This window comes from Streptococcus azizii, assembly GCF_001984715.1.
GTDB lineage: Bacteria > Bacillota > Bacilli > Lactobacillales > Streptococcaceae > Streptococcus > Streptococcus azizii.
In genome coordinates, this window is the sequence record NZ_MSPR01000007.1 from 63,473 (window position 1) to 78,330 (window position 14,858).

5 protein-coding genes are annotated in these 14,858 nt (G+C 45.2%); all 5 read right to left on the reverse strand.

All coding sequences use genetic code 11. The features are described 5' to 3' along the window. Window positions 1-6: 6 nt before the first annotated feature. On the reverse strand, window positions 7-627 hold the full coding sequence (locus tag BVE84_RS04765) for an NUDIX hydrolase N-terminal domain-containing protein (RefSeq protein WP_076995922.1): 621 nt from the start codon (window positions 625-627) through the stop codon (window positions 7-9). After that, window positions 611-1,354 carry an acyl-ACP thioesterase domain-containing protein gene (locus tag BVE84_RS04770; protein WP_076995923.1) on the reverse strand — a complete coding sequence of 248 codons (744 nt, stop codon included), beginning with the start codon at window positions 1,352-1,354 and terminating at the stop codon, window positions 611-613. Before BVE84_RS04770 ends, BVE84_RS04765 begins: the two co-directional genes overlap by 17 nt. Further along, a complete protein-coding gene (gene hemW, locus BVE84_RS04775) occupies window positions 1,354-2,496 on the reverse strand; it encodes a radical SAM family heme chaperone HemW (RefSeq protein ID WP_076995924.1) in 1,143 nt (380 codons plus the stop codon). Before hemW ends, BVE84_RS04770 begins: the two co-directional genes overlap by 1 nt. 91 nt (window positions 2,497-2,587) lie before the next feature. Next, entirely contained in the window at window positions 2,588-4,852 is a 2,265-nt protein-coding gene (locus BVE84_RS04780; protein WP_076995941.1) for a glycogen/starch/alpha-glucan phosphorylase, read from the reverse strand. Window positions 4,853-5,249: 397 nt separating this feature from the next. After that, window positions 5,250-14,828 (reverse strand): discoidin domain-containing protein, encoded by a 9,579-nt coding sequence (locus BVE84_RS04785; RefSeq protein ID WP_076995925.1) that lies wholly within the window; start codon window positions 14,826-14,828, stop codon window positions 5,250-5,252. Window positions 14,829-14,858 lie beyond the last annotated feature (30 nt).

Here is a 14,858-nt window from a genome sequence, read left to right on the forward strand (position 1 = left end):
ATCTCCTCATTCAAATCGTGTCTCCCAATGCTCAGCCTGATAGGCTTCAAAGCAAAGGGCTATCTGCTCTACTGTATTTTTCCCCAAGGAAAGGGTAGGTAGGTCACCCAAGGAAAAATAAGCACTCGTAAGAGTTTCTGAATTAGCTTGAAACTGCCCGCCGAGCGAGCGACATAGGTAAAATACCTTGGTCACATGGTGCGCCGAGCGACTAGGATTGCTTTTCATCTTATCCAAAACCGCTACCAGCCTCACGACTTCGACGTCAAGTCCTGCCTCTTCACGTACCTCTTTGACCGTATTTTCCATAGTAGACTGATCCACATCACACCAGCCTCCCGGCAAGGACCACAAGCCGTCATTTTCCTGAACGAGAAGAATTTTCTGTCCTTCTATGATAGCTGCTCTCGTATCCAGCTTTGGGGTTTGATAACCGGATTCATTGCAAAATAAGGCCTCTACTTGCGCCAAAGGCAAGCCCGAAGGCTCAACGAGCATTTCGGCTGCTATTTGACGAATTTCTTCAAAGCGTTCGATGTCGTAGACATCCTTACTATAGGCAAGACCTGCCTGTGCCAAGGCCTGCAGTCGGACTGCCCACTTGAGCCAATTAGTTTCCCTTGTCATCTTGTCTCTTCCATTTCATCATTCCTTGAGCATGGAGCTGGCCGCTAGACCAAATCTCATGCAGACTACTCTCTTCTTCTTGCACAACCCTGGTCGTCACCGAGGCCTCTGGTCCTATTTCCTTAACGTACTTAATCTGGAAATAAGTAAGGCGGTGGCTGGTAAGAAATTCATAGCCTAAACTCTCGTACATCCATTCAAGATATTTACTATTATTGACATGCCCATTGAGGTCAATATCCCAATAGCCCACTTTTCGTTCCTGCTCAATAGCTTGCTCCAGACTCCTATACTTTGAAGCACGCGCTACTTTTTTAACCTTTTCAGCTTGATAGGGAGCAATCAATTCTTCTGGAACTGGTGTGACCCTCCTTGTCTCAAAATCAATCAAAACAAAGTAGGCTAAAATCTTGATGAGCAAGTCTCCTTCCTCGTCATAAATGCAAAAGATTCGATAGCAAAAAAACTTATTATAAGAAATCGCCTCTGTCTCAATCGTAATCGTTTCCTGATAACGTGGTAAACGGGTGATGGCCACTTCATAATCTGTCACAACCCAAACGAGACCATACTGCTCAAAGATTTCCTTATCCCCACGCCCTAAAAGCTCCGATTGACGACCAGACAAGGCCAGACAGTAGGCTAAAAAGCTAGGAATTTTTAACTCTTGCTGAACATCTACCATGTCAAATGGCAGCGTCATCTTCTCCTGATAGCGTAATCCCATTAGGACTCCTCCTCTATGATGAAGCGTTCTGCGACCGTATCTCCAAGAAAAAGGCCTTTTTGGGTCATGCGGATAAAGCCATCTTCTTCCTGAATGAGACCTTCAGCCGTCAAGTCTGCTACCACCTGACCATAGCATGTCGCAAAAGACGTTTCAAATTTTGCTTCAAAACGAGCAATGGAAACCCCGGCTTTCTTCCGCAAGCCTAGAAACATCTCTTCTTCCATCTGCTCTCCCTGCGATAAATGCTCTTCATGAAGTCTCGCATGACCTTTTTCCCGAATGGATTTTAGATAGTGCTGAATGGGACCTCGATTACGATAGCGCATCCCTCCCAGATAGCCCGAAGCTCCTGCTCCCAGTCCAAAATATTCTGCATTATCCCAATACATGAGATTGTGCCTGCTTTCAAAACCCGGCTTGGTGAAATTAGAAATCTCATAATGCTCAAAGCCATTTTTTTTCAACTCTTGCAGGATATATTCGAACATGTCCGACTCAAGGTCTTCACTCGGTAGGTGTAAATTCCCACGGCGTTGCCGATTCATAAAGACGGTATGCTTCTCCAAAATCAGGCTATAGAGGCTCAGGTGAGGAATATCAAGCTCCAAGGCACGCGCCACATTATCCTTCACCTGTTCCATCGTCTGTCCAGGCAGGGCATAGATCAAATCGATTGAAATATTATAAAAACCCGCAGCCTTTAGAGCATTGATTGTCTCATAAATCTGGCTTTGGTTGTGGGAACGCCCGATTTTCTTGAGCATGCGATCATCAAAGGTCTGCACACCGAGGGAGACTCGGTTACACTTAGAACGTCGTAAGACAGCAATCTTGTCTTCTGTCAAATCCCCTGGATTAGCCTCAATAGTAAACTCTTCTATTTGAGATAAATCAAGTAAGCGTTCGAGATTGGTCAGTAGGTAGTTCAGTTGTTCTGCTGATAGGGCTGAAGGTGTCCCACCACCAATATAGAGTGTTTTTAAAGGAGGCAGGTCATAGAACCGCACCTCCTCCATCAGAGCTGCCAAATACTCATCGACGGGTTGATTCTTGATAAATACCTTTGAAAAATCACAATAGTAGCAAATCTGAGTACAAAAAGGAATATGGACATAGGCTGAAGTAGGTCTTTTTATCATGAAGATATTATACCACAGACTCCCTTTTTCGTCAGAAAGCGAGACATACGAAAAAAGAGAGTGAGAACAATGCTCCCAATCTCTCATTTCTTTATTTTTCCAAGTGCCAAATATCTTGGTTGTACTGCTCGATCGTGCGGTCACTTGAGAAAAAGCCTGCTTTTGCAATGTTGACAATCACCTTTTCTAACCATGCATCGCGATCCTCGTAGTCTGCCAGCATCCGCTCCTTAGTCTCAATGTATTCTTCCAAGTCAAGAAGGGTCATAAAGTGGTCATTATGCTTGAGATTATCTTGTAGCCTCCACAAGCGCTCATCGATTCCGCCAGCCTGACGAATGAGGTCACTGGTGATAAAGTCAATCAAGGGACGGATGGCTTCCTTCTCATAGAAGCTATATGGATGGTAACTACCGTGGACGTAGTGATCAATAACCGTCTGGCTATCCTGACCAAAGATATAGATATTCTCATCACCGACCAATTCATGAATTTCCACGTTCGCTCCGTCATCTGTACCAATCGTTAAGGCACCATTGAGCATAAATTTCATATTTCCTGTACCAGATGCCTCTTTAGAAGCAAGGGAAATTTGCTCTGAAATATCCGCTGCTGGAATAATGAAACTCGCTTCCGTGACATTATAATTTTCAATCATCACCAGTTGCAAGTGCGGGCTGACATCAGGATCGTGCTGAATCACCTGTGACAAGACCAAAATCAAATGGATAATATCTTGAGCAATGGTGTATGCTGGGGCTGCCTTTCCACCGAAGAAAACAGTCAATGGACGGGCTGGAATATTACCTGCCTTGATATCCAAATACTTATGAATCACATACAAGACATTCATCTGTTGACGCTTGTATTCATGCAGCCGTTTAATCTGGACATCAAAAATCGAGTTCGGATTCACTTCAACACCTTGTGTTTTCGCAAGATGACGTTGCAATTTCCGCTTGTTATGGTGTTTAATCTTTTCTAATTCCTGTTTGAGGGCATCGTCATCTTTGTAGGCAAGTAAGCCTTCCAAAGCCTCGGCTTGACGGTGGTAATCATGGCCAAGCAAGTTATCCAAGTGGTGCGCCAATCGAGGATTGGCGTGCATGAGCCAGCGACGGAAGGTGATACCGTTGGTCTTATTGTTGAACTTATCAGGATACAGTTCATAAAAGGCTTTGAGTTCTGACGACTTCAAAATCTCCGTATGGAGAGCGGCAACTCCATTGATGGAATAACCATAGTGAATATCCATATGTGCCATGTGGACACGGCCGTGTTCATCAATGATGTTGACGGCTGGATTGTCCTCAACTGCCTTAGCACGACGGTCTAATTCTTCAATAAACGGAACCAAATGCGGTACAACCTTATTCAAGAAGTCAAGTGGCCATTTTTCCAAGGCTTCAGACAGGATGGTATGGTTTGTGTAGGCTGTCATATTCTTGACAATCTCGACTGCCTCATCAAAGGAAATACCACGAAGTTCTAGGAGGCGAATCAATTCTGGGATGACAAGGGAAGGATGGGTATCATTGATTTGCACAACAGCATAGTCTGCCAAATCATGGAGATTAGAACCCTTGGCTACTGCCTCGTCAATCAATAATTGCGCTGCATTTGATACCATGAAATACTGTTGGAAAATCCGTAGAATTTTTCCCTGATCCGTCGAGTCATCTGGGTAGAGAAAGAGGGTCAAATTACGGAAAATGTCATCCATATCAAAGTCGATTCCATCGTCAATGATATTGTCATCAACAGATGCTAAATCAAACAGCCGCAGACGATTTTTCCTCTCGGTCTTATAGCCTGGCACATCAATATCGTAGAGCTTTGATGTCAGTGTAAAATGCGCAAATGGCACTTGATAGGAAATGGGAGATTCTGTCAACCAGGAACGTGGTGTTATCCACTCATTCGGCACAGCTGACTGTTGATGGTACTCAAACAACTGACGAAAAAGTCCAAAATGATAGTTGAGACCGACACCGTCTCCATTCAATCCAAGACTAGCAATCGAATCAAGGAAGCAGGCCGCCAATCGACCTAGACCACCATTTCCAAGTGAGGGTTCCATTTCCACTTCTTCAATGGCAATCAAATCCTTTCCAACCTCTGCCAGCTGACGCTTCACTTCATCATACAGGCCCAAGTTGATAAGATTGTTGGACAAGAGTTTTCCAATCAAAAATTCAGCCGAAATATAATAGACCTTCTTCTTTTGATCGTTGGTACATTTAGCCTCACTGCGCTGCTTGGTAAAAGCGAGTAAGGCATAGTATAACTCCTGATCCGAGCAATCTTCGATACGCTTTGCGTACATCGTTTGCACAAAATTTTGTAGATTCATCATCATTCTGTTTACTCCTCTATTTTCAATTTTAGATAGAAATACATATGCAAGTTTTCCGTATTTTTTGGAAACGCTTTCCAATATATTGTACTATATTTTATAAAAAAAGGCAAGGACTCCATCAAAAAAAGATATAAAAATGTTCACCTTATCCTCAATCCTTTATAGCAGAGCCAACTATCCTAGCGTAATCTATGGCTCGCTTCCTAGTGTGTGTTTGATGTTCATTAGGAGAGTATAAGATGTATCCTTTTGATTTTTAAAGAGTATAAGAATCCGTATTCATAAGCAAAGCACTGATTGTGAATGCAGGTTCTAAGACTATCTACAAAAATACAAGTACCCGAGAAGCGCTAACTCGGGTACTTGTTTAGGGCTATAGAGCAGTCACCAGCTCCTACTCCTCTCTTTTTTTGTAGGAAGAAAATAAGGTCAGCAAAGCGATTTGCAAGCCTAGTAAGAAGATGGTGCTTGATGAGCTATCACCAGTCGCAGGCAGAACCTTGCGAGAACTGTCTGTTTGAGCTGGAGTTTGTCTTACTGCAACATCTGGCTCATTCTGAACGGACATACTCGTCTGACCAGACTGACCAGTTAGACTGGTAGAGCCTGTCTGTCCATGAGATATTCCTGCTATTTTATCCTTATCTAACCTATCAGCTTGATGATAGACAAGGGCATAGACACTAAAGTGATTCGTAGTAAACTCAACTGTGTTACCAGTCTGGGTAAACGGCATATTTTCCAACTGATTATCAGTATTGATATGGTAGAGTGCTTCTACCTCTCTTCTAGCTGGTACACGAACCAGTACCGCACCTCTTGGCTGTTGCTCTTTACCATCCTTATCAATGAGAAGAACATCAAAGGCATCATACTCACGATCATTTAGGACTTGACTATCTGTCCTACGAACGATCAGCCGCTCAACACCCTCTAGGATAGTTGCTTTAGCAATAATAGACAATCCAGTTGCGCTGTCTCTTAGGATACGCATATCAGTAGGAGCTGGATCAGGTGTCGGACTTGGAGTAGATGGTTCACTCGGAACAGTCGGATTACTTGGGGTGGACGGTTCACTCGGAACAGTTGGCCCACTTGGGGTGGACGGTTCACTCGGAACAGTCGGGTCACTTGGGGTGGACGGCTCGCTTGGAACAGCAGGCTCATCATCTGGAACCTGACTTTCATCGAGTGCAAAGAGTCGAATATCCCGTAGGGTCATCATTTTATTATTGACATCAGATGGTCGGGTTCGTGCCTCAAGAATGGTTACAACCACCCTGTCTACCTTGGCTAAGGCTGCTAATTCATGACGGGCTGTTCCCTCATCAAATGGTGTTTCTAGTACATCTGATTCATGAACCTGCTCATCACCTAAATAGGTAGTCACCTTATACTTAGTCACTGTACCATTACCCGGTGTCCGTTTATCTATCTCAAGCGACGTTAGGTAGAAGGAAGCTCCATCTTGGCGCTTGAAAGTAATATCCTGCGGCAGAGTGATGTCTGCTGGTAGTCGTCCATCAACGTGATTCGGTTCCCAATCCCACTTGAGTTCTGTCAAACTGTTTGGATTATCATCATTGAGGTTTGAAAGACCATTGCCGACTTGATACACACCATCATTTCCAGTGACAACAAGCTCACTGGCAGGGATACGATTTTCCAAAACTTCTGGAGTATCCGGCTCAGGATTTTGACTTTCATGCAGGATAGGACTAGACTCACTGACACGATTGCTACCTGTTAAAAGAGCCTGTTCAAAAGTCAAGACGACATCAGTTGCACGCTTCGCACGAAGACGAATGCTTGCAATCGCCTTATCTCCATGGATAGTCGGGTTATCACGGCGGTTGCTAAGGAGGACAAAGGCCTCAATAGACTTGTCACCATGTGTCCGAACTGTTGAGAAGTTCTGCATGGTGGATACATCTGGAGCAACCACTACCTGACCAACGACCTCATACAGTTCCTTATCGATCGGTAAGGCTGCCGTAATCGCTTCGATATTAGCCAAGCCTTTACCAGTCAAACTCACAGTAAATTCTTCACCAGCGCCTACACGGTCTCGATCGCTACTCCATACCAGACGACCTCCGACTGGACCACTGATCTTATCACCTTCTCCAAGCTGGCTAGTCACATAATAGATGTCGTAGGCATCGATTACGTTGTTTTTGTTCAAATCTGCAACTTCTACGTAACCCTCAAAGTCATTATCCTTGTTCCGACGTAGGCCTGCATAATTGATCAGTGAGGTAATATCATTACTGTCAATAGTCCCATCAGCAGTTACATCTCCGACTACACGGGCTTTTGTGCCATCTTTCTTGAAAACGAAAAGTTCTTGACCAGATACAAAGGTATTTGCCGCTTCAGCTGAATTGCCTGCTGTCGCCGTCACATTAAGCCGAACATAGCGTGCGGTCACACCTGCTGGGAATTCGTAGGTCTTTTCCGTCGCATCTGCCGCCCAATGAACTGTCCTATTTTCAGCAGTAAACCAATGTACTCCATCCTCGCTATACAAGATTTCTCCAGCCGTAATAATACCATTTAGGCCGCCGTCTGAACGTGGAACATAGACAAGTTTATCTAGTTCATAGGCTGCCTGCAGGTCAAGGGTCAAGAGTTCTGGCACAGACTTGGCATCCCACTTAGAATGATACTGACTATCCACATTCTTATCTACTAAGTGGTGATGTGGTGTGCTAGCTTGAGCTGCTTGATTACTATGGAGGCGGATATTATCAATAGCATTTACTAGAGGATTTTCCTTGGTAGCTGATTCCAGCAACTCCGACCACGGAGTCGTGTGACTATTCGCCACCACTGCTCGAATACGGTATCCATGATGACTAGCAAATGGCAAATCTCTGTGTTCAAAACGGTTGCCACTGATATTGCTATAGCGTACGCCATCTACTTCTAATTCATAGCTAGTAGCCCCCTCAACCTCTTGCCAAGAGAGAAAGACGGTCGTTGCTGTATTAGCCTCATCATTAGCCGATAGCACTGGCGCTTGCCCTGCTTCACGACTCAGGATAGATTGAGCTTTTTGATCCATGACAAATCCGTCCAGCTCTAAGCTGACCGTATGAGCTGTCACATCCATGACGGCAGATTTGACACGCAAGACAGGATTCTTCGTGATAGCTTGGCCATAGTATGCCCCACCCTCTGTTGAGAATTGGTTAAGATTTGGTCGAGCATCATAGTAGTAGACATTGCTACCTGCCTTAAAAGCCTCTAGACTATCCACACGGGTCAACTCGACTGCCTGGCCATCTACGAGCAGGCGAATACTGCTTGGCTCACTGGATACATTAACATTGAATTGACTAGCCTTTTCTCTGACAAAGCCTTCGTAATGGCTATCCGTACGATTGATAGTGAGGGTCACACGCTGGCCTTCCTGCACACTGGTAATCAAGGTCTTGGCAACCTTGCCGAGCTTGTAGCTTTCTGTTATACCATCGTCTTCGACAAGGGTAAAATCAGTCCTACCATGCGGATAGAAATCAACCTGACGTAGGGTATGGTCAATCTCTTTGTAATTATTATTAGCAGCTGTGACTGGAATAATCGCACCATTGCGGATAAAGACTGGCAACTTCCAGATTGGGGCATTGAAGTTATTGAGCATTTGCCCACCTTCATAAATTTCCCCCGTAAAGAAGTCGATCCACTGCTCACCAGCTGGAAGGTAGATCTTGTTGCGAATGTCATTGCCATCTGCATCGCTTTGGACTTGCTCATAGATAGGAGCCACGAGGATATTCTTTCCATACATATATTGATATTGAACATCCTTGGTATAGTTAATCGCCTCATTTGGGAATTGCAAGAACATCGCCTGAATAATCGGATGACCATCTGCCGCCTCATGCATGATGCTGTATGAGTATGGGACTAGCATGGACTTCCACTTGAGGTAGGAACGATTGATATCTGTCGTCGTACGATCAAAAGCATATGGATTTTTCGGATTCCAGCCCCAGCCATCCATGTTGAGTTGCATACCTGTAAAGGTCTTCCACTGGTAATCACGGGTGTTAATGACCTTATTGCCACCACCGAAGATGCCGTCCATATCAGAAGAGATGTTAGGATTTCCTGAAAGGCCGGTACCGATGTAGGTAGGGATATGGAAGCGGATATATTCCCACTCACCACCTACTTGGTCACCTGACCAGATACCACCATAGCGTTGGGTACCGCCCCAACCATCTAAGGTAATGATAAACGGACGGGCATTGTTTCCTTGAGTAGTCATAATATGAGCAGCATCTGCGATACCATTGAGACCAAAGGAATATCCTGGACCCACCCAAGCCACATCTGTCTTGAGGATACGGACCAGTGCCTCGCGCACCTCATTTGGCAAATCACGTTGTAGAAGTGCTGCTACCCCCTCTTTTGGATGGAGGTCTGACTGAGTCCATAGACCGGACTCAACACCGTGCTGACGGGCATATTCACTGAATTCTTTCAGATTCTGGATATTGCCTTCAAGGGTACTTGTCTGACCATAGCCTGCACCGTAGCCATCATTTGATAATATCCATCCTAATGGCATATCATTTCGCTTATACCGATCGATAACAGCTGTCGCTGTGAATGGGTAGTTGGCGTCTCCCGGACGACCGTTCAAGGACTCACGGATTCCCTCACGGTCTCCTAGGTGTTGTGGCTGGTATTCTTTGTAATATTTGCCAACTTCTTCAAAAAAGACTGCTCCTGGTGTTCCTGCTGGAACCTCTACCCAGTAATCACGATTGTAGGCATTGAGGTGACCTTCATAAAGCGAGAAGATTGGTAAGACTTGTGGTGCGCCTGTCAGCTCATAGTAGTCTTTCAAGAGGTCGATAGGTTTACTATTAACAAAGTAATAAGCATCAAACATCGAATCATTATGAACCGTACTCACTGTATGTTCGTCACCTTGCTCAAAGTCATAGCGTCCCGGACGGAAGGTGTGACGAAGAACTCCGTAACCATCTGTGGTCCAGTAGAATGGATTTGGAGAAGCAACACCTCCATCTACCCAGTTATTCTCATTGACGATATTGATACTGTTGCCCTTATGGGTAAAGCGACCATTTTGTGTACCGCCACCAAAATACTGACTATTTTCACCAGCTTTTAGAGTCTGCTTGGTCTGTGCTGTCGTCATCTCAAGAGGACTCGCTTCGGACAGGACAACCTTGCGACGGCGTTTATCGTAAATTTCCAAGGTACTATGTGCCTTGCTAAGGCGGAGTTCCACTGCTCCTGTATCAATTAGGTAATGGCTATCTGTATCACGAAGGGCAGGCACCGTCCCTCTTGCGTAGTCAGATAGGCGTTTGACGACGATTTCAGCTGGACGAGCTTCTGGCCAAGCCAAGGTAGGAGAGTCGCTAAAGTTTTCCCCTTGAGGTACGATTTGATAGCGAACCACATGATCGTTATGGATAGAAATCTTACCACGTTGACCAGTTGCATAGGTCACGTCAAATATACGAGGATCTGTTTCATTGACAGCTATCGCTGTGATAGCTCCTAGATGGCTGTCTTTACGGCTGTATTCTGGTTCAGTAAACGTCGTTTCTTGACGGCGTTCCAAGCCATCAATAGCCGAGCGAATAGCAGCGACCAGACGTCCTACATCTTCTGCATTGACCGTATCAGAATTGAGAGCTCCCTCAGCCTCTCCTGTCAGATTGAGCAAGGCACCTGCCGTGGCATCTGTATAGTAAGACGAGAGCTCATTGTGGGCTTTTGCCTCCACAAGACTATCGCGGAGCGGTTGAAGGATATCATACTTGCCGAAAATAAATTCTGCTGCAGAACCAAAGCCACCGACTCCCTCTAGAATATCCATTTTGAGATAACGGGCTGAGGTCGCTCCAAAGTTGACAGTCTTGTCTGAGCTACTGCTATCAAAAGTACCAGCTGTCAACTCAGTCCAGTCGTCAGCCTCAGCTAGCTTATAAGAGAGCTTGTAACGAGTGATATTACCATTCCTACCAATCTGACGGGGTACATAGAGCATGTGGTCAATGGTTTGTGCTTCTTTCATATCAATGGTAATCGTTGCTGGCAACTCTTTTTTACTTGGATTCCACTGGGTATGCCAGATTGTATCGCGGTTACCATCAAAGGCAGAGGCAATCGGATCTCCTCCATCTTCGTTGTTGGCAGTTACTGCCCAGTTGCTGCTATCTAGCTGCTCTGCGCTAGTTTGTACATCTTGACGGACGATAAAGCGATCTATCAGCCCTTGCATCGCATGACTGCGACTACCGATATACTCGACGGGAAGTATCAGACTAGCAAGTTTATTTGCTTCACCTGATGGGGTACTTCTTGCAACAGAGGTGTTTCTTGGAGTGCGGCTCAAGGTATGAACAAGTTGCCCATTTACCAAAAGATCTGCTTCTCCCTCACGACCGACGAAAGTCAATTCCACCCATTCTCCTTTTGGCAGGGTATAATCAAAGGAATGGTCATAACCTTCTGTTGAGAATCCGACCTTACCTGTTTCTTTTTGTACCAACTTGATGGCTGAAGTACCTGATTCTGAAAGAATTTGCTCACCTGTTGCAGTGACATCTAGCTTGACACGAACGGTTAAGCTATTGCCAACACCAACTTTTGTCAGAGGTGTCTTAATGTGGCTGACCCCACCATTGAGACGAAGAGCATAGCCCCTACCTTCTGGTTCATAGCTAGCATTCACGAGATTACTTGCATCATAGTTGTTCCCAGATACGTCATCGAGTGTTTCTGTATCAAATTTATAGTCGAGGACAACACCAGTCGCACTATCCACTCGATGATAAGGATTATAGTTAACAGGGTCTCCTACTGCTGACTCAACTTTCTTGAGATCAGCGTAACTTCCCATATCTCGATTTCCCCACATCTTGGCAGCAAGAGCTGGGAGAGCCGCATCAAAGCGACGATAAACATCGTGTTCGAGTATCCCATTTGCTTGTTTGTCAATCTTGTCATTCCAGACAGCAAAGGCTGCACCTGAGACTTGTTTGTCACCGACAGGCAGTCGTGTCCCTCCAAAATTATTGACCTCCCAATGATTATAGAGGCGTTCTGAGTTAAGGTAGTCATAGTAATAGCCTGCGGCTGGAACAATATAAAGGTCTCCATCAATCGTATTGATGAGCTTATAGCCTTGGTCATACATGGCTTTTGGATTGGCCCATCCAGCATTCCAGACGTTAAGCTCCGTACCTTCTACTTGAACAGGAGTACTGCCTGCCTTCGCTGTCAAACTTCCCCAGAAACGAGGCGTCTTCCCCTTACTGATAGCATACTTGAGCAAATCGTCAGTAAACTTACGGAAGCCTTCATTGTTGCCTTCAAATTCATCGACTCCGATATGGATGGTGTCAGTATCTGCAAAGACTGAGTCAGCACCACCGTCGATGTACTCGTTCCAGACCGACTTGATAAATTCTAAGGAATCAGGATTTGATACTTCCAGATGGTCCACCCAGCGGCGAACCGTATGGTCCGTCATAGTCAGATCCGGACGAACCTTTGTGAAAGCAAGGGCATGCGCTGGTGCATCAAATTCAGGGACTATTTTAATACCACGCTTCTTCGCAAAAGAAATCAATTCCTTAAATTCTGCCTTGGTATAGAATAGGTCTTTGGCTGTCAAATCTGCCTTATTGAGACCCTTGTTGCCACCCTCTCGGATATCTGATTCCAGACGAAAGGCTGAGTAAGCTCCCTGGGGCTTATCTGTATTTTGATACTCCTCTACTTGTATATAGTTATCATTTAAGTGAATATGAAAATCATTATACTTGTACCATGCTAATTTCTTAATCATATCTTTTAAGGTACTAAGTTGGAAGGGCTTACGGGCTACATCAAGAACGAATCCCCGTGTTTCAAATTTAGGATAATCGCGTGCAATACCACGGTCAATACTGCTCGGGTTTTGTTTGAGGACTTGGAGCAAGGTTTGCGTTGACCAAAACGTACCGACGGCATCTTGTGCCTCTACCTTAACAGTATCTGCAATCGTCATCAAATAACCTTCACGCTTGAGACCTCGGTCATTGTCATTTAGCTCGAAATAGAAGTCTCCTGTTTTTGCATCAGTCCCGTAGACAATCGAAATCTGATGCCCTGTGATGGCTTCATAGTCCTCCTTAAAACTTTCAACTACATGGTTCAAGTTCTCCCGATCTTTGGGATTGACCACGATACGAGCTGTTGATCCAACTTGGAAAACGCCAGTATGCCCCTTCCACTCAGCAATACCTGGCAGAACATTGAGCTTGGCATTATCCTCTTCCGTCACCTGATACTTCCCACGTACCAAAATCCTTCGCTCAGGACCGACAAAAGTCTCATCACCTCTTGTCAATCTGTAGTTGAAGGTCACTGTCGTATCGACAATCGGCTGGTAGACCGTCAAGTCGTGATCAATAATCTGCTCAAAATCAGCACCGACAAATGCTACGGTGACACCTGCAGGAGCGACTGGCAAGGTCCAGCGACCGATTGTCCCGTCAATTTCAGCAGGGACTTCCAAGGCACTCTCAATAGCAGCTAAGGAAACCTTTTCTACTACATGGATCGGTTGACGATACACCTCTAGTTCGTAGACAGAAACATTTCCCCAAGAAATAGGGTCAGTCGCCCCCTTTACATTCCCTTCATGCTGGAAACTATCGACCATTAAACGGACATAACGCGCTTCTTGTGGACTAGCTAAGGTAATGATGTCATCATGCTCTGGACGACTGTTAAAACTGGCTCCATCTGTCCAAGTTGTACCATCTTGTGAAGTCTGAATTTTATAAGCTGTAGCGTTATTGCGCTCCCACCGTATGATGACAGATGAGACTGTTTGGCTTGTGCCAAGGTCAACTTGCAGAGTCTTGGGAGTATCAGAAACAGCACTTGCCCAGCGCGAGCTATCATTCCCATCTACCGCCTTGTCTGCTCCTAGAGAAGCCGCCTCTCTATCACTTGCTGTAGCTGGTTTTTGATAGGCCAGATTCTGGATTTTTTCCTTCCCCAATACTTGGAACTCATAGAGAGAAACAGACGACCAGTTCAAAGCTCCACCATCAAATTGATCGACCACCAGACGGGCATAGCGAGCATTGACAGCTGCGTCTAGGACAATACTGCTCTTGAGAGGTAGATATTCCTCACTACGAATACTCTTAACGATTGTGAAATCTTGCCCGTTCTGTGAGGTTTCAACACGGAAACCTTTGATGTTTTGGCGTTCCCACTCAACAGCAAAAGCCTCGATGGCACGTTCTCTTAAGAGGTCAACAGTCAAGTGTTGGGCATTGGTCGTATAATCTGTTGCCCACCGTGAGTGATTTGACTTAGTAACTTCTTCACGATTAACGATTCCATCGATGGCCTTGGAGGCATCAAAGCTGGTTCCTGATTCTACATTTGAGGCAGTAGCTGTTCCCTCAACTGCAAAGTTAATATAGTGTGTATTTTTAGCAGCTTCTGGTACTTCTGCTACAGTCCTTTCAGCTACGCTATTATCTTCTAGGCTTCGCTTGCTAATTCTTCTAGGTTGATTCTCACTGTTCTCAGCTGGAGTTTCAACAGGTGTAGCTGTCTCCTCTACTGGGGCGTCATTGGCAACGCTTACATTTTCTGGCTGATTTTCTTCAGTGACCCCTTCATTCACGACAGGTTCTGAAAGTTCTGTTTCAGCAGGTCTTTCTGCATCAGGGAATGCGCTTACATTTTCTGCCACGTCAGACACTGCTGCCTCATTCCCCTGCTCTATCTCTTGCCTATGGACAGCTTCTGCCGTTACCTGAGGTTCTTTCTGCTCCTCAGCAAAAACCCTACCTTGACCTAAAAAAGATAGGGCTAAGAAAGTCCCTACTAGAACTGCAGCTGCACCGATATGGGTCTTCCGGATGGAATACCGCTGGCGACGGTCAACGACATGCGGTTGTTCTTTCTTCATCAAACTTCTCCTTTTAATATGTTGATATAG